The 17,977-nt window shown below is 62.6% G+C and carries 18 protein-coding genes; 7 read left to right on the top strand and 11 right to left on the bottom strand.

Annotation, left to right across the window (positions count from 1 at the left end):
• Positions 1–8: 8 nt before the first annotated feature.
• The 3 genes from DIE06_RS27715 to DIE06_RS27705 all read right to left on the bottom strand — a co-directional run bounded on the left by DIE06_RS27715 (position 9) and on the right by DIE06_RS27705 (position 1,681).
• The gene (locus tag DIE06_RS27715; RefSeq protein ID WP_124664126.1) at positions 9–800 is read right to left on the bottom strand and encodes a hypothetical protein; all 792 of its coding nucleotides are present in this window, start codon (positions 798–800) and stop codon (positions 9–11) included.
• A complete protein-coding gene (locus tag DIE06_RS27710) occupies positions 788–1,237 on the bottom strand; it encodes a hypothetical protein (protein ID WP_124664125.1) in 450 nt (149 codons plus the stop codon). Before DIE06_RS27710 ends, DIE06_RS27715 begins: the two co-directional genes overlap by 13 nt.
• Positions 1,238–1,354: 117 nt before the next feature.
• Positions 1,355–1,681 carry a hypothetical protein gene (locus tag DIE06_RS27705; RefSeq protein ID WP_124664124.1) on the bottom strand — a complete coding sequence of 109 codons (327 nt, stop codon included), beginning with the start codon at positions 1,679–1,681 and terminating at the stop codon, positions 1,355–1,357.
• A gap of 426 nt (positions 1,682–2,107) precedes the next feature.
• Between DIE06_RS27705 and DIE06_RS27700 the strand changes: the two genes are divergently transcribed.
• The 7 genes from DIE06_RS27700 (at position 2,108) to DIE06_RS27670 (ending at position 7,920) form a co-directional block, all read left to right on the top strand.
• Positions 2,108–2,803, top strand: a complete 696-nt coding sequence (locus tag DIE06_RS27700) for a nuclease-related domain-containing protein (RefSeq protein ID WP_124664123.1) — start codon at positions 2,108–2,110, stop codon at positions 2,801–2,803.
• A gap of 230 nt (positions 2,804–3,033) precedes the next feature.
• On the top strand, positions 3,034–4,284 hold the full coding sequence (locus DIE06_RS27695) for a hypothetical protein (RefSeq protein WP_124664122.1): 1,251 nt from the start codon (positions 3,034–3,036) through the stop codon (positions 4,282–4,284).
• Positions 4,285–4,335: 51 nt separating this feature from the next.
• Complete coding sequence (locus tag DIE06_RS27690; protein ID WP_124664121.1) at positions 4,336–5,538, top strand: FlhC family transcriptional regulator; 1,203 nt, start codon at positions 4,336–4,338, stop codon at positions 5,536–5,538.
• A complete protein-coding gene (locus tag DIE06_RS27685; RefSeq protein WP_124664120.1) occupies positions 5,525–5,704 on the top strand; it encodes a hypothetical protein in 180 nt (59 codons plus the stop codon). The genes DIE06_RS27690 and DIE06_RS27685 overlap by 14 nt, the downstream gene beginning before the upstream one ends.
• 12 nt (positions 5,705–5,716) lie before the next feature.
• The gene (locus DIE06_RS27680; protein ID WP_124664119.1) at positions 5,717–6,082 is read left to right on the top strand and encodes a hypothetical protein; all 366 of its coding nucleotides are present in this window, start codon (positions 5,717–5,719) and stop codon (positions 6,080–6,082) included.
• Positions 6,083–6,339: 257 nt separating this feature from the next.
• Positions 6,340–6,657 carry a hypothetical protein gene (locus tag DIE06_RS27675; RefSeq protein ID WP_124664118.1) on the top strand — a complete coding sequence of 106 codons (318 nt, stop codon included), beginning with the start codon at positions 6,340–6,342 and terminating at the stop codon, positions 6,655–6,657.
• 240 nt (positions 6,658–6,897) lie between these two features.
• Entirely contained in the window at positions 6,898–7,920 is a 1,023-nt protein-coding gene (locus DIE06_RS27670; protein WP_124664117.1) for a CAP domain-containing protein, read from the top strand.
• Positions 7,921–8,705: 785 nt separating this feature from the next.
• Here DIE06_RS27670 and DIE06_RS27660 read toward each other — a convergent pair.
• The 8 genes from DIE06_RS27660 to DIE06_RS27625 are packed head-to-tail and all read right to left on the bottom strand — an operon-like array spanning position 8,706 to position 17,977.
• Positions 8,706–9,923, bottom strand: coding sequence for a hypothetical protein (locus tag DIE06_RS27660; RefSeq protein WP_124664116.1), 1,218 nt, complete (start codon positions 9,921–9,923; stop codon positions 8,706–8,708).
• Between the two features lie 9 nt (positions 9,924–9,932).
• Positions 9,933–10,526: a type 4 pilus major pilin gene (locus tag DIE06_RS27655; RefSeq protein WP_124664115.1), complete on the bottom strand. Its 594-nt coding sequence runs from the start codon at positions 10,524–10,526 to the stop codon at positions 9,933–9,935.
• Between the two features lie 9 nt (positions 10,527–10,535).
• The gene (locus DIE06_RS27650; RefSeq protein WP_124664174.1) at positions 10,536–11,669 is read right to left on the bottom strand and encodes a type II secretion system protein; all 1,134 of its coding nucleotides are present in this window, start codon (positions 11,667–11,669) and stop codon (positions 10,536–10,538) included.
• A complete protein-coding gene (locus DIE06_RS27645; RefSeq protein WP_124664114.1) occupies positions 11,666–13,933 on the bottom strand; it encodes an ATPase, T2SS/T4P/T4SS family in 2,268 nt (755 codons plus the stop codon). Before DIE06_RS27645 ends, DIE06_RS27650 begins: the two co-directional genes overlap by 4 nt.
• On the bottom strand, positions 13,930–14,514 hold the full coding sequence (locus DIE06_RS27640; protein WP_260433791.1) for a hypothetical protein: 585 nt from the start codon (positions 14,512–14,514) through the stop codon (positions 13,930–13,932). The genes DIE06_RS27645 and DIE06_RS27640 overlap by 4 nt, the downstream gene beginning before the upstream one ends.
• Entirely contained in the window at positions 14,501–15,832 is a 1,332-nt protein-coding gene (locus tag DIE06_RS27635) for a hypothetical protein (protein ID WP_124664112.1), read from the bottom strand. Before DIE06_RS27635 ends, DIE06_RS27640 begins: the two co-directional genes overlap by 14 nt.
• A 4-nt stretch (positions 15,833–15,836) precedes the next feature.
• The gene (locus tag DIE06_RS27630; protein WP_124664173.1) at positions 15,837–17,441 is read right to left on the bottom strand and encodes a type II secretory pathway protein; all 1,605 of its coding nucleotides are present in this window, start codon (positions 17,439–17,441) and stop codon (positions 15,837–15,839) included.
• Positions 17,442–17,446: 5 nt separating this feature from the next.
• Complete coding sequence (locus DIE06_RS27625; protein ID WP_124664111.1) at positions 17,447–17,977, bottom strand: toxin co-regulated pilus biosynthesis Q family protein; 531 nt, start codon at positions 17,975–17,977, stop codon at positions 17,447–17,449.

Genomic DNA, 17,977 nt, shown 5'->3' with positions numbered 1-17,977 from the left:
CAACTCCTTTATTGGGTAATCGACCAGAGCCACTTGTCCCACATGACTTGCTGGCCATTCACGATCTTGGGGGAACCGTCCGACCGCATGGCCGGGACCTTGATCTTCCTGAGACGTTTGACGCTCACGGTGTCGCCAAGGCGACACCCACATTCCGAGATCGCCTCTTTCAAGCCTTCGCCTTGCAGCGTGCGTTCGCCATACGACGTATCGAGACGGATCGCAAAGGACTTGTAGAAGCGTGAGCCGTTCGAACGACGGTCGGGGAATTCGTCCTCGCCCCACCAGGTGACGCGACCGACCACGGCCGCAGACTTGGTAGATTCGTCGCGGCGCGATCGCGCCGGACGTCGAGACGAGTCCCCCGGGCGCTCGACCTCATCGGCCGGCGCCACTTCCGTCGGCGCCGCCTCGGCTGACGACACATTGGAGACGATTGGCATTTGGACACCGGCCGCACGCCGAATGGCGGTTGCGATTGCATCCTTCAGCGCAGACCGGTGCTCAGCACGCATCGCCCAGTGCGGTTCAAGGTCCGGCAAGATCTTGAGACCGAACATCGTGTCGCCAGTGTGATCGTCGAAAGCCGGTTCGAATTCGACGATACAGTCGCCCTCGTCAACGAACAGGTGGGGAATGCCGCCAATCGTGACGTGAGTCTCGTTCGACGCGCCCTTTCCGACCACGCGCTCGCGATCCGTTGCGCACGCACCCGAAGACGACTGGTTGGTCGTCTTCCGCCCTTCGCCGGGGAACGCATTTGCGAGCACGCGCGTGATGAACATCGCTACGCTTGCCATTGCGCCTCCAGGGACAGTTGCCCGCTACACCAGCGGTTAAGCCGCATGTAGTCGAAGTTGAGCAACGGGTTATCTCGGATCACGTCCTGCATCGACCGCGACCGAATCCGGCCGAGCGAACAGACCAGCGGATACGGGATCGCACCGGACCAGAGTTCCATGATCCATCCGAGCGTCGCGTAGTAGTCGGCCTTGTCAACCGGGCGATTGCACAATCGATCCCGGAGGATCTCCGCACAATCCATCAGCGCTTCCGGCACGCTGTCGCCGTGGCGGCTGTCGACCGCGAGGAAGAACACCGCTTCGGCGAGCTGCTCGCGAACGTGAGGTGCCCACTGGGATGGGTCGGGAAGCGGGTCGGGTTTCGGTGGGGGGATAACGATCGGCGACGCGTCGCCGAACATGTCGGGCTGCCAGGCAGCCACATGCGGTTCCATGAGAATGCTCCGGTCGTGCCGGGCAACCTCATCTCCGGAAACCGGGAACGGGGTCCCGGCGGGATGAGGCGTTGACCGCGCGAATGGCTTCGCACGGTCAACGCAATGGCAGGCGCCTTACTTGGTGCCCGTCTTGATGGGAATAACGACAGCCGATTTCGCGTACTGCCGCTTCGGTGTCGATTCGGTTGCGTCGTTCGCCGCAGGTACTTTTGCGGCGCGATGCAACTGTTGAGCAGCGTCCGACGCAGCCGGACGTTCGGCAGCTTCGGGCGTTTGCGCCGCGCGGCGACGTTTGTCGAATTCCGTCTTCGCCCAATGGGCAACTACCAGCATCACAATGCCGGCGACGAAGAACGACATGGTCGCGATATACAGCACCAGGCAAAGCGCCAGCAACTTGAACGGCGATTTGAATGCGCCCTTGAACAGTAGCGTCAACATCTCTCTCTCCAGAAAAGTTATTTACAGAAGGATGTCCGGACAACGTCCGGCGGTTTCGATGCTCGAGACGAGCAAGGAAATCGGCGCGAAGCGCTTTCGTCCGCGGCCGTCGGGCCCGCGCACGAAAATGCTCGGCGTCGATCAGGAAAGATGCGGGCAGGCCGCAAGGGGCGAGACCGTTAGGTCTGGGAGGTCGATGCGTTGGGGAAACGCGTAATAGGCCTAGCGTATCGGGTTCGTACGCGGCGGGCCGCCCGAATGCTCGGCAATCGCGTACAGCTTTGGCGGACCGCGTCCAGTTCAACCGGTTGAGGGGCTTAACCCGGAAAGCTCCAGAAAATCGTATAGCTTTTGCCGGTTCCGAGGACTTGACTTCGCAAATCGCGCGGCAAACTGAAAGTGTCACTTCACTTCAAGGCGCTCATCATGTCTTCGATTCTGATCTTCGCGTTCATCGGCGGCTCGCTCTACATGGCGTTTCGCAAGCGGCGCACCACTCAACCGAGCAAGCCGCCCGTGTCGCGCAGCCATGCATCGGGCGACGCCGGCGAAGCGCGCGTGCGCACGGAACTCGAACGCGTGCTCTCGTGGCTCTGCGGCGACGATTACTACGTTTATCCGACGGCCCTGCTGCTGCATCACGCGCCGGGTACGGACTTCCCGACCGCCGAGGTCGACCATCTCGTCATCGCGCCATTCGGAATTTTCGTAGTCGAAACTAAACACTGGTCTGCTCACATCGCACCAGGCAGCGACGCGACCAAGTTGGTGTGCCATCTGCCCGGCGGCAGGCTCGAGGACCGGCGCTCGCCGCTGAGCCAGAACCGGTCGAAGGTGGCATTCCTGCGCGCCATGCTGCCCGCTATGTGGGACGTACACGGTGTGGGCGTGTTTTCCAGCGACTTCTGCACGCTGTCGCCGGCGCTGCCCATCGATCTCATTCGTGCGCAGGACTTGGGTCACTGGCTGCGCGAAAAGAAGAATCACCACGCGCTCGCCGGCCGGCCTTTGGTCAAGGTCCAGCTTGCCCAGGATGCGATTCGCCGCCTCTGCGTTGACGATCCAACGGGAGCCGCCATCGAAATCCATCGCCGCCACGTTCAGCAATCTTTATCTATTTGAGGAAATGCTCCTAATGTTTCGGTCAATTCTGCCGACAAATTCCTAATTCGTAACAATTCGAGTCCGCTTAAAAGCGGGGTGGATTCGTGCAGCTTTTCGCCGAGACCACGTGAAAACGCGGCGTATGCTGGGTTCGCCACCCGCCCAAACTACTTGTCGCCATTGACGCGCAGCCGAGGAATCCGACCTGCGCGGGCAATGGCTCCAACCGGACATTTCGGAGAGGAAACGTGTCCAAGAATCTGCCCAAACCCATCCAGTCCGACGACGACTTCAACCCGACCGTTCCAGACGACGGTCGCACTCCGGCCGACGATGCCGAATCGAGTGCTGATCTGACAGCGAACTTCGCCCACATTCCGACCCAGCTCGAGCTCGGCGCCGCCGCACGCGAGATGTTCGCCGGCCTGCCCGACTCGCTGATCCGCACGATCATCGAGGAAAGCGAGGAAGTCGCGCACTCGACACGCAAGATCCTGCTTGAGCACATGCGGATCGGCGGCAACTTCGTGCACATTCTCACGGGCGTTGTCGGTCATGAGGTGACGCACAAAGGCGACACTGTCGCCGTGCGGAACCGCGCGAAGGAACTCGTCTACGACTACCTGACGAAATTGTTTCGCAAGTCGAAGTCGTCGGTGCGGCTGTACATCCGCTGTTACGAGAAGTTCGCAAACAACATGCGCGCCGTCGAGATCCTCTCGCACAGCGACATGGCGCTGCTGGTCGGTAACGACATTGGCGACGACGTCGTCGACATGGTCATCGACGCCAGAAGCGAGAACCCGAACCTGAGCAAGCGACAAGTCGAGCAGCTGATCGCGAACTACCAGGACAAGCTCGCCGAGAAGGCCAACCAGGTTGAAATGGTCACGACCGACCTGGCGAATACCGTCGGCCGGCTTGATGACGCCCAGGCGGAAATCGATCGCCTTGCGGCGGAACTTGATCGAACCCGGCAAGAGCAGGCCCGCGAGCGAGAGAGCTCGCAAGCCACCTCCGTCGAGTTGGCAAACGTAAGCAAGCAGGTCAGCACGCTGCAACACGAACTGGCGAAGCGAGAGCATGAAGTCAAACAGATCACACACGATCTTGCCCACCTGAAGGCCAATCCGTTGAAGGAACAGATCCCGGTCCCCACGGTTCCTGACGGATTCACGAATCTCGAAGATGCGCTCGCAACCAAGCTCGCTGAAGTGAAGGAAGCCCGCGCCAGTCTCGAATCCATTCAGGCGGAAAAGCAGGCGCTCGAAGGCGAACTGCAGCAGCAAAAAGCGGCGCTCGAGGCTGGTGAGGCATTGGAAAAGAAGATCCGGGCGCTGATCGAGAAGTTCGGTGCATTCACCCAGGACTATCACAGCGCGCAGTTGCTGGCGACCGCGGACGGCCGTCCCGCGCGCTTCCAGCCGCTGTTTGTGGCGCTCGGCGACCTGATCGGCAAGTTTCACGGGGAAGTGATGGCTGCGACACGCGCGGCATGATGGTTCGGGAGCGGCCGCTCCCGAATTGGCAGGGAAACGAGAGAACTACAAATGGAAAAAAAGAATGCCCGGGAGACCTACCGGTCCGTCGAACGCCTTTACGTGCCTCAATGGCTGACGGAACGGATCCAGGTCACCAATTTCGATCTGGTCGATCACATGAAGTGGCTGCTCCAGAAAGACGGTCGGTTTAACGAGATCCTCGCGGTCGAGCGGAAGGAAATCGAGCACTTCAAGCACAACGAGTCGTCGCTGCGCAACTTGCTCCACACGCCGTTCCTGATGGTCGCGCCGACGCTGCAAACGGTGGAGGACTGGCGCTGCTTCATCGACGAGACCGCGACGACCGTCGCCGTCGACGAGCTGCGCCGCAAACTTCCAGAGTTGGATGCGCTGTCGACGTACTCGGTGCAACAGCACAACCGCATGTTCCTGGACCTCGTCACGAGCGTGATCCACATGAGTGTGCTCGCGGCGCCCCTGCTCGGCATTACGACCGAGCTGGCTGCCTACCTCGTGTCGGTGCCGACTTACAAGCTGCGCCTTGCACTTGGGCGTATGCGTGGCTTGCCACTCTTCCGCTGGCGTTTCAATGCGCCGACCTTCTGGTACCAGTTCACGGCAAGCACGTTGACGGACGAAATGGTCGCGCACCTGATAATGGAAACCTCGCCGATTCGCGTCGGGGAACTGCCCAGCAAGGCGGGTTGGAGCGAGCTGCGCCTGCCGCGCGAACGGAACGAGACCTATGCATACGCGATGATGGCCTACCGGTGCCGGGCATCGACGGCCGCGGCCCTGTTTCGCCTGAACCAGAACGCGATGCGCCAGCGCTACGTCGAGATGCACGGCGTCAGCTCTCCTTGCGGGAACGTGCCGACGTCGCTGACGTGGTTCGTCGAGACGCCGCACAACCGGCTGCATGCCACGTTCTACACGTGGCTGTACCGCGCGGGGCTCGCCGCGGGTGGGAACGCGCCGGAGGCGCTGATCGCGACAAACGACATCTACCAGCAACTGTTCGGCGGCAAGCCGGATATTTCAGCGGATCGCGGCTGCAACCTGACCCGTTCGATGGCGGCCGATTCGCGTCTCACGATTGCCCCGTGCCGCACGTGCCGAACCCACTATGTGGTCAGCAACAACGACGCCAAGATCGAGATGCACCAGAGCTTCGACTGCCCGGCCTGCAACCGGCAACTCGGCGAGAAGAAGCGTCACGCACGTGCGCGGGCCGGCCATGGAAAGTCTTGAGCAGGAACCGACGCTGCCTGCCGGCCTCGTCGTGTTCAGTGCGGACGGCCGTGCCGAGTTCGGTTGGCTGAATCCTGAAACCGAGCAGTACTTCTCCGAGGCAACCGGTGAGGTGATACGGGATGCGGTCGGCGCGGTGCCGTGGGTGGCGAATCGCGCGCACTGAAGGAGCTCTGCGATGGACGATTACGCTTATCTGGTGGCCGAAAGCAACGCCGCGTGGCTTTCCGGGCGAGGTGACGGGCGCTTCGAGCGCTACGAACAGTTCTATCGCGCGCAGGGCGGCGGCGCCGCCGACGGGTTCGATCTCGAGCGAACCAACGAGGAATATGGCGAATGGGTCCACCGCCAGCCTCCGCGTCTGCTCACGTTATTGGGCAAGCCCGTGGTCGGTAAAGTGTTCGTCGCGTTTTTCTGCGTGTACATGGCCGCCCAGTTCGTTCCGATGATGGCGGGACAGGCACCGCGCGCCAGCGGCGTACTACTCGGCGCGACCTTTGTCGGTCTTCGGATCTTCCACTGGCGACACCGCAAACGAAGATGACCGATCCAGCTGACGCCCGCCCTCGCGGCTGGCTTTTTTCTGATCGTCGAACCGGCCCCGGCCAGACCCCATGCAGATCGAGGCGAACTTCAGCCGGAAAACGCGTATATGCCGGACCCTCTGCCGATACCACGGCGGACGCAGTTCTACTGAAACGTTGGAGACCAAAAAATTGAATCGAAAACTCACGTACTTGGCATTGGGAGTCTGCCTGTTTGTAGCGCTGTCCGGCTGCAAACAGTCATCCGTCGATTCGCTTGAAGGCGAATACGCGCGTCGCTGAAAAAGGAAAGATCGTTCCGTTAATCAAGGTGGAGAAGACCGACAAGGGGTACGTCTTTGATAACTATGAGGGCGGGCGGTGGCACACCGCGACCGAAATCGCGCGGCCCATCACACCCGAGGAATTCGAGAAGATTATGGGTGTGAAGCCCCAAGGCTCGTTCGTCGGATACGCGGCAGGGCTCGCGATCGTCGCGAAAGTTCAGCCCGGTCTATCCGTCGGCGACTTCAAGACGTCGACCGGATACATGATGTTGCTTCTCGGGGGACCGATCGAACTCACAAAGATGTGACTGCAACCTTCCGCCGAGTGGGTAAGTGGCCTCCACGGTGCCCGCCTTCGACTCAACCGCACTCCCGATTCAAGTCTTGAGGGAAACGTCCGATATCAGGAACTGGCGTTCTATTGGCTCGGCCCGGCCGCACCAAACACCGACGACCGCCGGCTCAGACTTGACTTCGACCGGGGCTCGATAACATGAAATCGAGGGTATGCGCCGTGCGTACCCGACAACAAAACGAGGAAACAAACAATGAAGAAAATCACGATGATCGGCCTGTCGGCCTTTTCGGTCGCGGCGGTTCTGGCGCTCGCAGCCTGCGGCGGTGGCGGTGACGGCGGCAGCAGCTCCACGGGATCGACCGGCAGCGGTTCCGGTTCATCGGGCGGTGGATCGACGCCGGTCGCCGTTACTGGGACGCTCGCTTCGCCGCAGTATGCACAAGGCAGCGCGCAGCTCGCCGCGTTCAATCTGCTGAACCAATACCGCACGCAATGTGGCTTCCCGACCCTTCAGGACAACACTGTGCTGGACACGGCCGCACAGAACCACGCGAAGTATGAGGGTTTGAACGGGGGACTATCCGACAACGAAGTATCGGGCAACGCTGGTTTCACGGGCGTTACCTACCTCGAACGAGCAGTGCAGGTCGGATTTCCTTCAACGGCCGCTGGTTGGGGCGTTGGTGCCGGCTATGCGACGCTGACGAATGGTTTCTCCGCAAGTCAAGCCGGACAGCAATTTGTTAGTTCGCTGACCGCAGGCGTATATCACTCGGGCGCTGTCATGTATCCCGTTAACACGGTTGGCATTGGCGAATACGAAACGCAGACGACTGCGAGCGGCAATGCCTTCACTAACGCATGGGCCTCGATGAGCTTCTTGAACCCCCAGACGGTGAAGATTGCAAATGCGCCGCTCACGTTTCCGTGCCAGGGTACGACCGGCGTCCCGTACGGATCCGTTGGCGAAACGCCGATGCCGCCAAATGTCTCTGGCACCGGATGGGGCACGCCGGTCGTGGTAATGGCAAATCCGACGGACACCGTCGTACTGCAAGCGGTGTCCTATACGGGGCCGTCGGGTAATGTGGCCGTGCAGATGTTGAACTCGACAACCGACCCGAACAAACTCCTTGGGCAGTATCAAGCGGTGGCCTACCCGACTTCACCGCTCCAGCCGAACACCACGTATTCGGTATCGATCACCGGCACGGTGAACGGCATAGCGTTCTCGCGGAACTTCACCTTCACGACTGGTAACGTCCTCGGTTGATCAACCTCGGCTAAGCCCGCCACCGCATCGCGTGTGGCGGGCTTGTAGTTACGCGCTCAATGCCCGCCTCCGCACGGCCCTCCTGTTGCGTTTTGAGATTGAGATAGTATGAATCCAACAACCTGTGTCGTCCCCGGATTTAGCATACAGGCAAACACTTGGGCGCTCGTACCATAGCCGCCACTGTCGGTGCCAAAGCCGAGTTTGTATACATCGTATGGTCCGTTGGTCGGGGGCCATGATCCGTAAGCTGAACTGCCAAAGCCAGTACCCGGTGCCTCACAAATTAGCGGAGGCGGCTGCGTGTTGACGTCGTTGGCAACTTGATTAGTTGTCTCGGACTGCGGGCCGATAAACGCTGACACCGGACTAATATACTTTCCATAGCCCGCCGCTGCATTGGCGCAAGCCTGCTGCTGATCGGCCGAAGTCGCTTGCGGCGGCGGCGGAAGCGTGCAGCCAAGACCAACCCAGCTTGACCCATTCCACCACGGCGCACTTGTTTGCTGATATCCGCCCGGACACATCGGCGGCGGTTGAAAATTGCACGATGGCGCAGACCACCGAGAGCCAATCCACACCGCCGCCGCCGTGGTCGTCCAACCCGCTCCCGTCGAGCACTGCGGTTGCGGAATCGGCGCCGACGAGATGGGCGTGGTGCAGGTCGAATCCTGGTTCCCGTATGAACAACGGGCCGGCCCTGCGAAAGCCGTGCTCACGCTCACTGCCGCCGCAGACAACAGCGCCGCCCGTACCCCTGTAAGAAATACTCCCAATTTCCGCTCCTAGTAAGCGCAGTACGTCGTCGCGACGGCGGTGACCCAAATGGGACTGCCGCTACCATCGGTAATGACAACCGTCCAAGGTCCCGCGCCGTTCACATTGAAGTTCAAAGCGGCGGTCGGATCGATCTGGACGCCCTGCGGAGCGAGCAAAATCTCCGGCGTCCCGCCAGCGTTACAACTGGGCGCTGGCACCAACGTTCCATACGAGACCACATATCGCGCGTACTGTTGCCATGAGCCGCCGATCGGCAGCCACACGCGCGCGCCGCTGATCGGATCTCGTTGACAGGCAAACGGCATCCCCGACCCGTCATACGCCGATGCAAAGCCGGTGCCCACGCACGCGGCACGCGGCACCGCGACGTTCCCCGCCGTCACCGTGCCGGTGACGGTCGCGTTGCCATTGACGGTTGCCGCCCCGGTGTTGATCGGCGCTGGCGCCGTACCCGCCGCGTTCTGGACATTCAGCGTCCCCGGCGTGCGCACCGCGTTGCTGACCGCGACGTTCGAGGCCGAAAGCGTCGGTGCTGCGATCGTTCCCGTCGCGTCGATACTGTTGACGTTGTGGAGGCTGACACCATTGACGTTCTGATCGCCCGTCCACGTCAGCGAGCCATCACGCCGGATGTAGACCGCATTGCCATCCGTCGCCGGTCCATTCGTGGCCATCACGACGGCAGCCGGTGCGCCGGCTAAGGGATTCGATGCATTCCACGCGCCATTCAACCCATAGACCGTCGACGAGTTCTGTGTCTTCGAAAAGCCGAACCCGTTGCCGGCTGCCTGCGCGACGACACCTGCGCCCGCGGCATCGGGCTGCCCTTTCTTCGTGACCGGCTTGGACGGGTAAAACAGATAGGAAACCTGACACGACGATCCGCTCGTCGAGCAGCCGGCCGGCCCGACGCTCATCTGGACCATGTAGGTTCCGCCCCAGATCGGGCCCGCCGCGTAGTTGGCCTTCAGATAGCCGCCTGAATGCAGTTGCGCCAAAGTCGGCGGAGTCACTGCCGTCGGCCCCGGCGCGACCAGCTGGGCAACGAGTGCACCGTAGTTGTCCGTCACCCAGCTTCCAAGCGCGGAGTTAATGACCGCCTCATTCTGGCCTTCGGCCGTCAGCATCCCTGTTCGGCGCTTCGCCACGTCGTCCTTGATGCCCTGAATGGTCAGAAGCGCCATCGCAACGAGGACGATTGCCATCTCGATGATGCTGAACATGGGCGGTCCTTAATTGTCGTGGGTCGCGTACATCGCGATGCTCGCCGTCGCGCCAGCGGATGCACACGCCTGTCCGGCCGTCGTCCCGTTGAACGTGGTCGATGGGCCGGAGACCGTCGTGTTGTTGACCTTGACCATCGTGTACGCCCCCGCGATCGCACCTGCTGCGAGCGTACACACGGTCGCCGGCACCGGATACGTCAGCACCATTGCGTCGTTGGACGACGCGACCGTGCCAGGTGCCGCGCTCACCGAACCACCGAAGATGCCCGTCAAGGTTCCGGACGCCACATTGATCCGCGACCCTGCTGCATCAAATGCGTGGTTTTGCGCGAGCGTCGTCAGCGACTCGCCCGAAAAATCGATGTCGCCCGAGGTCGCGTCCTGAATACCGCTGCGGAACAGTTGAGCTTCGCTCTTGAACTGGTGCGCGTGGATGCGATCCATCACATAGCCTCGCCCCTGATAAACGATCAAGGCAAGCAGTGCCGCGCCGGCCATCACGGCAGCGGCTTCGATCATCGACAGCTCGCCCTTCTCCTTGCGGCGGCGGACGATACGGGGATAGGGATTCGTTCGTTGAATCGGCGTGTTCTTATTCATGGGGCTTCCTCAGAAAGATTTCGCAGCGGTTGAAGGGGCACTGTCGAAGCTCACCGCACCGGTTGCGACATACGAGCCGAGGCCGAGGGTGAGAAACGCGAGCGCGGCAAAGCCAAGCAGCACGTAGTGGGTGATCTTCGCGTTGCGGCGCACGGTCTCGACCACCCGGTTGAGCGAGTTCTGGCCGAGATCCTTGATCGACTCGACGAACTGGTCGCGCCCGGCCGCGTCGGTCATGATGTCGATCGTCGCCTCCGAGAAGATCCCGGTGTCCAGCGCCCGCATGGGCTGATCGGGATTCGCGGTGAGCCGGGCGCTCATGCGGCGCAGATGCCACCGCAGCCACGGGTCGGCCGACTTCGTCAGCCTGTCCAGCGCGGCGCGCAGCGTGAGGTTCGAATCGAACAGGCCCGCCAACGACACGATCACCAGCGCCGCACGCAGGTCGCGCCGATTGCGCCACATCAAGGGCATCGCATCGATCCGGTTGCGGACATGACCGACCCAACGCTTGAGCGTGTGGAAATAAGCGACCACCAGCCCGGCCACGATGGCACCCGTGAACCACCAGTACTGCGCGCAGAACGTGTCAATCGCGTAGATGATCTGCCCCGCGTCAGACCATTGTTCCAGCGGCTTCACGTCGCGCGCTTCCGGCAGAATTTCGGAGCCGAACAACACGCAGAACGCGTACAGATAGACGAGCAGAAAGGCGGGATAGGCCATCTGCAACGACGTGGTCGCCGCCAGCACGCCTTTCGCGTGCGCCGCCATCTCGGCCAATTCGAGTCCGCGTACCGCCGCGTCGTCGCGCGGCGATTGGCCGGCCAGATCCAGCAACACATATTCGTCGTTCGGGATAAACGACTTGATCGCGGTCGCGAAATCGTCGCCCGCCCGCATGCGCTGCGCGATCTTCTGGAACACCGGCCAGACCCAGTTCTTTCGCGCGCGGTGGCGCTGTTCGAGCGTCATCAGGCGCTCCAGCAAGGTCTCGCTGTTGCGCAGCCCTTTCTTTGCAACATCCAGCCGCGTTTCCCGATAGAACATCTCGCGCATCTTCTTGAAGCGCCATGTCGCAAGCTTCATCCGTTCACTGGCGGGCAATGCCATGAACATCGAATAGGTGATTGACTTGATCATGACGGCAGTACCCCGCCTTGATCCGCGAACACGCGGTATGTGTCGAACGCGCACATCGATTCGTCAATGAAGCGCGGATCGATGAGGCCGCACGCGGCCTTGTACAGCGCATGCTCGTAGACCGTCTTGCCGGTCATGTCCGCGTCGCCGAACGCGGTCTTCCGGCTCGTGCGGAACACTCGCTCCGCTCCGCGCCAGTCCCGCTCGACCACGCGATCCAGGAACTCGGGCGTCGGCTGATACAACTCCATCGCAAGCGTCTGCCCCTTGATCCCGGCCGCCACCTTGCCCGCGCGCGTGAGCAACCCCGGTCGGCGGCAATGCTGGCACCCTTCTTCGTCGCGGCAGGCCATGTTCGACGTGTCGAGCCCGAACTTCGTCTCGAGCGCTGCGCGCTGCCGTGGCGACAGCACGTCGCGCGCCGGCCGCTTGCAGTGCGGGCACAACTTCGGAATCAGCTTCTGGTTACCGACGGCATTGAGAAACTTCCCGGACGCCACCTCATCCATCGGCAGGTTCAGGCGCCCGCCCACCAACCGCATGACCGCGCCAATGATGTTGTCCCCGTGCAGCGTCGCGCGCACCGGGTGGCCCGTCAGCGCGAGTTCGGCAACGAGGCCAGCGAGTACCGCGTCGCGCACCTCGCCGATCGTCAGATCGTCGGGATCCATGCGCATCAGCGTGCGAATCACTTCCACGATCTTGCGGTTCGCATCTGCGTCCGTCTCGCCCGAACGCCGCTGGAGCGAAATATCGGACAACCACGGCGCCGGCACTTCAGACGGCTCGTTGACGGCGAACTGCTTTTTCAGATCACGATTGGGCAACAGATACGACAGCGCACGCAGCAGCGTCGTCTTACCGGAGCCCGTTTCCCCGGTCAGGAACGTCGCTCCACCGCTGACCTTGCCGAGCATCTCGATGATCGCCAGCTGACTCGGCTCCAGTCCCATGTCTTCCGGGAGCAGAACCTTGTAGTTCTTGAAATTGCCGTCGAGCAGGCGCAGCGCGACATCGAACCCGCCGACGAGCGGCGCGCTCTGCCAGCGAATGTTCACGATATCCATGTGTGCCACGAGCGGAATCATCGCGGACTGCGGCGCGGTCGGCTGGAACGTCTCGCCCGAATTGGTATTGCGCTGGACCAGGTCCTGATATGCGGCCGACAGTGCGCGGCGCACCAGTGCCTTTGGCATCTTGCGGTACGAGTAAAGATCACCGTCGACGCGCAGGCGCAGCTCCACATCGTCCGCGTAGTCCCGGTACTCCCAGTGAACGTCACTCGCGTCGTAGGCGTGCGCGGCCTCCAGTACATCGCGGAACGTGCCGATCGCACGGGACGACTCGGGAACCACGTTGGCCGCGCGCTGCCTCTCCTTGTCGTAGAGACCCGCGATAACGTCCTCGTCCGCGACCATTTCTTCGTGGACGGCGATATCCGCCCGCGCGAGATCCTTCAGGTAAGTCGCATACAGCTGGCTCTCATGGAAGCGCTGCGTCGTCACGACAATCGAGATCCCTGCCTGCAATTCGACGGCAATGAACTCGCGGCGCGCCGCATCGGTGATCCGGAGCGCTGCGTTCGGATCGCGCTGGCAGAGTATCCGCTTGAACGTGAGCGCCTCGGCGGAAACCAACCGCGGCAGGCCACTCGCAAGCTCCATCGCGGGGGAGTCGACCAGATCGACGCCGATGCGACGAATCGTCGGCGGCTCGTCGGCGGCGGACGTTTGGCGCTCCATCCCCGCTTCACCGGTGCGAACCGCGGTGTCTGGCGAAGACTCCGTTACGCGGTCGGTCGCGTCCACCCGATCGGCTTCGCGCGGAGCCGCTGTCGTGTCGACGGCGGCTGGCTGCGACTCCGGCGGATTGACGTTAATCGATGAAGCGCCTTCATCAGGATCGGTGCCCGTGACATCTGGAGCGCAATTCGGCTGCACGTCATCACGAGCCGGCGCAAGCGGCGCGCCCTCGACCGATCTGACGTCCTCGATTTCCGCCTGCGCCATCCGCAGACGCATGCCCATCGTCATCGGCTGGCCTTCCGCCGCCTGACGGAGATTGACTGGCTTGCTGGTCGACTTGAACCGGGGTTCCTGCGGTTCGAACGAACGCGGCGGTTCGTCAACATCCATGGGGACCTTGCCCACAATTGGCATCGCGGCAGCCGAGTTGTCCACGAAGCTAGGCTTCAACGCCTTGAGCCGACCGAACAGGCCCCGCTTGGCCGGTTCCGGCGAGTCGAGATCCGCGAACATGCTCATTGTGCACCCCCGATCGGCGTGCCGAGGATCGGGCCACCAGACGGCAAAGGCGAAGCAAGATCAATCAACGACCGGACCGAGTTCGTCGACGCGGACGGCGCCGGGGCGGCGGCACGGATCGGCTCTTTCCAGGTGTGCTTGCCTTCGGCGACCGTGACGGCGTAGCCATCAACCGCTTTCACGTTCCAGCCGTTGAGCAGCGTCGCGCCGACGCGCGCGGGGTAGATCGCATCCTGAAAGAGATACAAGACGTAGGATCCCGATTCGTCGCGCGATGCACCGAGAAACGATACCGGTTCGGCTCGCGCATGCGTCCGGGCGGCCGATTTCGCCGCTGGCTTCGCAGGTCCTGACGCAACAGCACCGCTCGCCACGATGCCGGGCTGCGGCGCTGTCATCCCGCCGATGTTCGGCGACAGCGTCGAGGAGCCCGTTGCGCCACCTGACAGCTGACGCACGACGTTGGCCCGCGCCACTTGATCGATGTCGTCGATCGACAGTCGAGGCGCCGCCGGTTCCGCATAAGCGGTCAGGGCCAGCCCGGCGCCCGCCGCGACGAGTGCGTGTTTAATCAAAAACAAAATATTTCCCCTTCGCGGTGAAATGGACGCCATAAGGCGCATCGCCCGTATCGCTGTTCGTCGTCGCCCCTGCACCCTGGTTGAGGCGCAGTTCGACCTTGAATGATTCGAGCGTCATGTTGGGCGGCAGCTTCGCGAGCAACGGCGCTTGCCATCGAAAGCCCTCGATCGTCCAGTCGCCCTGCTTGATGATTCGGGCGATGTGGCCGCCCCCTTCCCCCGCTACGGGAGCCGGGATGAGCGGGCGCGTTTCTCCCAGCGTGACGGTGTAGCCGTAGGCACGGATTTCGAACGGCTGGGATGACATGCGCTGCGGCGGCGTTTGCACCGTCTCGATGAATGTCTGTTCCGACGGCCATTGGGACGATTCCTTTGCCGAAAGCACGTCCACCTTCGGGATAGCCGGCCCGCGTGCGTTCGACGTGAGTCCGTCGCGCGAGAATGTCACCGGCCGCATTGCCTCGGTCGCCCCACTTTCAAAATCAGCAAACGTGCCGCCCTGCCGCCGAAACGTCATCGTGCAATAGCCGGACGTCGGGCAGTTCGCTTCCTTGAAGGCCCATCCCTTGCGCACCGATTCATTGCCGCCAACCGCCGTGAGCAATGCGGGCCCCAGTGCGGACGCACGCGGGAGCGAACGGGAGAACGTGCTGCGCACGGCGGCCGCGTAGCGTTCCGCATACGTCGGTACATGCGGCGGCGGTGGCGGCGGCGACAGCGCGTCCATCAGCTTCACGCCACCAAAGATGGTCGCGCCCGCGATGAACAGCAGCGGAATCGCAGCCGGGATGGAGACCGGTACCTTCGTGATGCGGCCGGCCTTGCGGTTCGCGAGTAGCTCGCTCGCCTGAAACGGCTCGTCGATGTCGCCGATCCGGTCTCCGGCGCCGAGGGTGTCGAGCGCCAGGTTGCCTTTGAGACATTCCTGCTCGATCTCGAGACGTCGGGCCTGCGCGGTTTCCGGGGACAACACCTCGTCGCTGCGCACAGCCCCCCGCACCACGAACACGGCGTGCACGCGCAGGCCATCCTGCAGCAACACCAATGCCGCGGGCCGGTTCTTGATTCGGTCATGCAGTGCGACGCGTGCCGCGCCCGAATACAGTCGCGCACCCTTGACGTCGGCCGACTCGGGCATCGCGAAGCCGCCGATCAGCTCATCGCCGACCTTGTACTCTACGAAATGCGTCGCGCCGAATGCGTCTGCGTAGCGGCGGCGCTCGGCCCGGCCACCTTTGACCGGATAGGCCCGCCAGTCGAGGCCGAAGACGAGCCGAGCGCGCTTGTCGGTCGGCAGGGGTTCCGTGATGTGCATCATCGCGTCACATCGACGGTACGACCGTCGCCTTGAGCATGATGATCTGGAACGTCTTCGACTTGTTCCATGACCCGGTGAGCCCACCAATGCCCGCATTCGTCGTGCTGTCGGCGTGATCCGTCATCGCGCCGTACAGGACAACCGTCTGCCCATCAGACAACGCGATCGTCTGATCATCCTTGGTGCCGATGGTGTGCGCCAGCTGGATCTGTTGCTGTGTCTGGCCCGAACCTACCCCCGCGCTGGTGAAGGGGCCGTTCAGCTTCGAGCTGTCTGCCCAGTACGCGAGCACGATCTGGTTGTGGTCATTGACCGCCGGCAGCACGTTGACGAAATCGCCGGTGGTGATCGTGCCAGGCGTCAAGCCCGGAACACCACCCGATGTCGCGTTCATGGTACCGGCTGACGGCGACGTCGAGCGCAGGTAGTCGTCGCTCTGGAACGACGCGACCGACACCGGCAGCCCGTTGAGCGTCATCTTGGTCATCGTGTTGTCCTGCACGGTGCGGCCGTACTTGTTCAGCGCGTTGATCGCTGCGTTCGTGCCAGTGAACGGGGCATCCGGCCGCAACACCGAGACGCCCACCGAGCCACCGCCCGTTGCAAGCGACGTCGGCGACGCGAAGCTGATCGCGTAGCGCGCGAGACCTGCATGCATCGCGTTGAATACGATATCCGCGTTCGCTCCCGCCTCGGTGCCCTTACTCAGCGAAATCTGGATCGTGCGCACCGTGACCGCGACCTGACGCGTGGAGATTGCGTTCTCGTGCTGCAACAACTTGCCGATGTTGTCCGCCGCCTCCTTCGTGTCGTACACCATCACGAGGCGACTCTGCGGGTTGACGCTGACGCGGCCCATCGGCGACTTCAGCTTGTCGATCTCGGCGGTGATCGAGGCAATCTGATCGAAGTCGCCCTCGCGACCGGTCGACGTCTGCGCAGAGAACGACCCGGTATTGCCGCCAGAACTGCCGCCGCCACTCGATTGATTGCCGGTCGACGTGTCCATGCCTTTGCTCATCGTCGACTTGATCGAGACTTTGCCGGGGATCGCGGCAATCTGATACATCCGCGTCACGAATCGCGACACGTTGATTGACCCGCCATCGAACGACCAGTCCAGGCCGAGATCGGTGGTCATGTTGCGCATGTACAGGCCGACCTTGCCGGTGAAGGGCTGCCGATAGACCGGCTCTTCGGTCTTCGCTGCGCCGTTGCGGGTCTGTGCCTTTCCGTCTCCCTGACCGGGCACCAGCGCGTCACGCGGGACGAAAACGTCCGGGCTCAGATGAACCGGATAGCCCGTCGCCGTCGAAATCAGCGTCGAGATCTGCCTGATGCCGAGGTTCGCCGGAAGCGTGACGCTTTTCTCGCGGAACACGGCCGGTAGCGTGGCCTCGTAGGCGAGCGGCACGAGCCGGTCGCCGAGGAACGCGGTCGGCACGTCTTCAACGAGTGCCATCGACTCCGGGCCCTTGGCCAGCGCGTCAGAAATCGTGCGGTGCGCGGCGTCGTAGCTGCCGTTCACGTCCTGCTGCGTCACGGCACAGCCCGAGGCCAGCACGGCGGCCGCAATCGCCACGGCGGATTTCAATGGGTGCATGCGCATGGTTCTCAGTCCTGGCAATTGCCCGCGCGCACGATCACGCGGATGACTTGATTGGTATGGCGGCACGCGCGCGTCGGCGTGCGCATGTGGTTCGTCGCCTTCATGACCTGTTGCAGCACGGACGTGAAGTCGCCGGTGAACGTCGCGTTGAATTCCAGCGGCAAATCGTCGTCGATCTTCCACGCGAGCTGCCAACCCTGCTGCTGCAGCCAACGATCGAGGGCATCGCGCAGGTTCACGTCCTGCGGCGTCACTGAAAACGTCAGCGTGCTGGGCGTCGATGGCGCGCTGGCGCCGGGCAAAACTACGGCGGGGACGTAGGTCGAAGTCGACGGGGCAACGGGCGCCGCACTCGCCACTGACGTACTCGCAGGGGTGTTGCTAGCCGCCGGCGCCTGCGGCGTGACCTTCGGAACGGAAGCCAGGATCTGCCACCCGTCGGGATCGACAGCTGCGCGGACATTCACGGTCGTCGCGACCAGGGTCGCGGCGACAAGGGCGCGCGTCAGCGCGCGGGATCGGTGGGTGATCAGCAT

The sequence above is a fragment of the Burkholderia sp. Bp8998 genome (assembly GCF_003854235.1).
GTDB lineage: Bacteria > Pseudomonadota > Gammaproteobacteria > Burkholderiales > Burkholderiaceae > Burkholderia.
The sequence above is the reverse complement of the archived record's forward strand: the minus strand, read 5'-3'. Positions and strand labels throughout refer to the sequence as shown.

Excerpts from the sequence above, each read along its gene's own strand:
- DIE06_RS27685 (WP_124664120.1), top strand. The coding sequence starts at position 5,525 with ATGGAAAGTCTTGAGCAGGAACCGACGCTGCCTGCCGGCCTCGTCGTG.
- DIE06_RS27700 (WP_124664123.1), top strand. The coding sequence starts at position 2,108 with ATGTCTTCGATTCTGATCTTCGCGTTCATCGGCGGCTCGCTCTACATG.
- DIE06_RS27625 (WP_124664111.1), bottom strand. The coding sequence starts at position 17,977 with ATGCTGATCACCCACCGATCCCGCGCGCTGACGCGCGCCCTTGTCGCC.
- DIE06_RS27715 (WP_124664126.1), bottom strand. The coding sequence starts at position 800 with ATGGCAAGCGTAGCGATGTTCATCACGCGCGTGCTCGCAAATGCGTTC.
- DIE06_RS27630 (WP_124664173.1), bottom strand. The coding sequence starts at position 17,441 with ATGCGCATGCACCCATTGAAATCCGCCGTGGCGATTGCGGCCGCCGTG.
- DIE06_RS27650 (WP_124664174.1), bottom strand. The coding sequence starts at position 11,669 with ATGATCAAGTCAATCACCTATTCGATGTTCATGGCATTGCCCGCCAGT.
- DIE06_RS27645 (WP_124664114.1), bottom strand. The coding sequence starts at position 13,933 with ATGAGCATGTTCGCGGATCTCGACTCGCCGGAACCGGCCAAGCGGGGC.
- DIE06_RS27680 (WP_124664119.1), top strand. The coding sequence starts at position 5,717 with ATGGACGATTACGCTTATCTGGTGGCCGAAAGCAACGCCGCGTGGCTT.
- DIE06_RS27635 (WP_124664112.1), bottom strand. The coding sequence starts at position 15,832 with ATGATGCACATCACGGAACCCCTGCCGACCGACAAGCGCGCTCGGCTC.
- DIE06_RS27660 (WP_124664116.1), bottom strand. The coding sequence starts at position 9,923 with ATGTTCAGCATCATCGAGATGGCAATCGTCCTCGTTGCGATGGCGCTT.
- DIE06_RS27710 (WP_124664125.1), bottom strand. The coding sequence starts at position 1,237 with ATGGAACCGCATGTGGCTGCCTGGCAGCCCGACATGTTCGGCGACGCG.
- DIE06_RS27705 (WP_124664124.1), bottom strand. The coding sequence starts at position 1,681 with ATGTTGACGCTACTGTTCAAGGGCGCATTCAAATCGCCGTTCAAGTTG.
- DIE06_RS27690 (WP_124664121.1), top strand. The coding sequence starts at position 4,336 with ATGGAAAAAAAGAATGCCCGGGAGACCTACCGGTCCGTCGAACGCCTT.
- DIE06_RS27670 (WP_124664117.1), top strand. The coding sequence starts at position 6,898 with ATGAAGAAAATCACGATGATCGGCCTGTCGGCCTTTTCGGTCGCGGCG.
- DIE06_RS27655 (WP_124664115.1), bottom strand. The coding sequence starts at position 10,526 with ATGAATAAGAACACGCCGATTCAACGAACGAATCCCTATCCCCGTATC.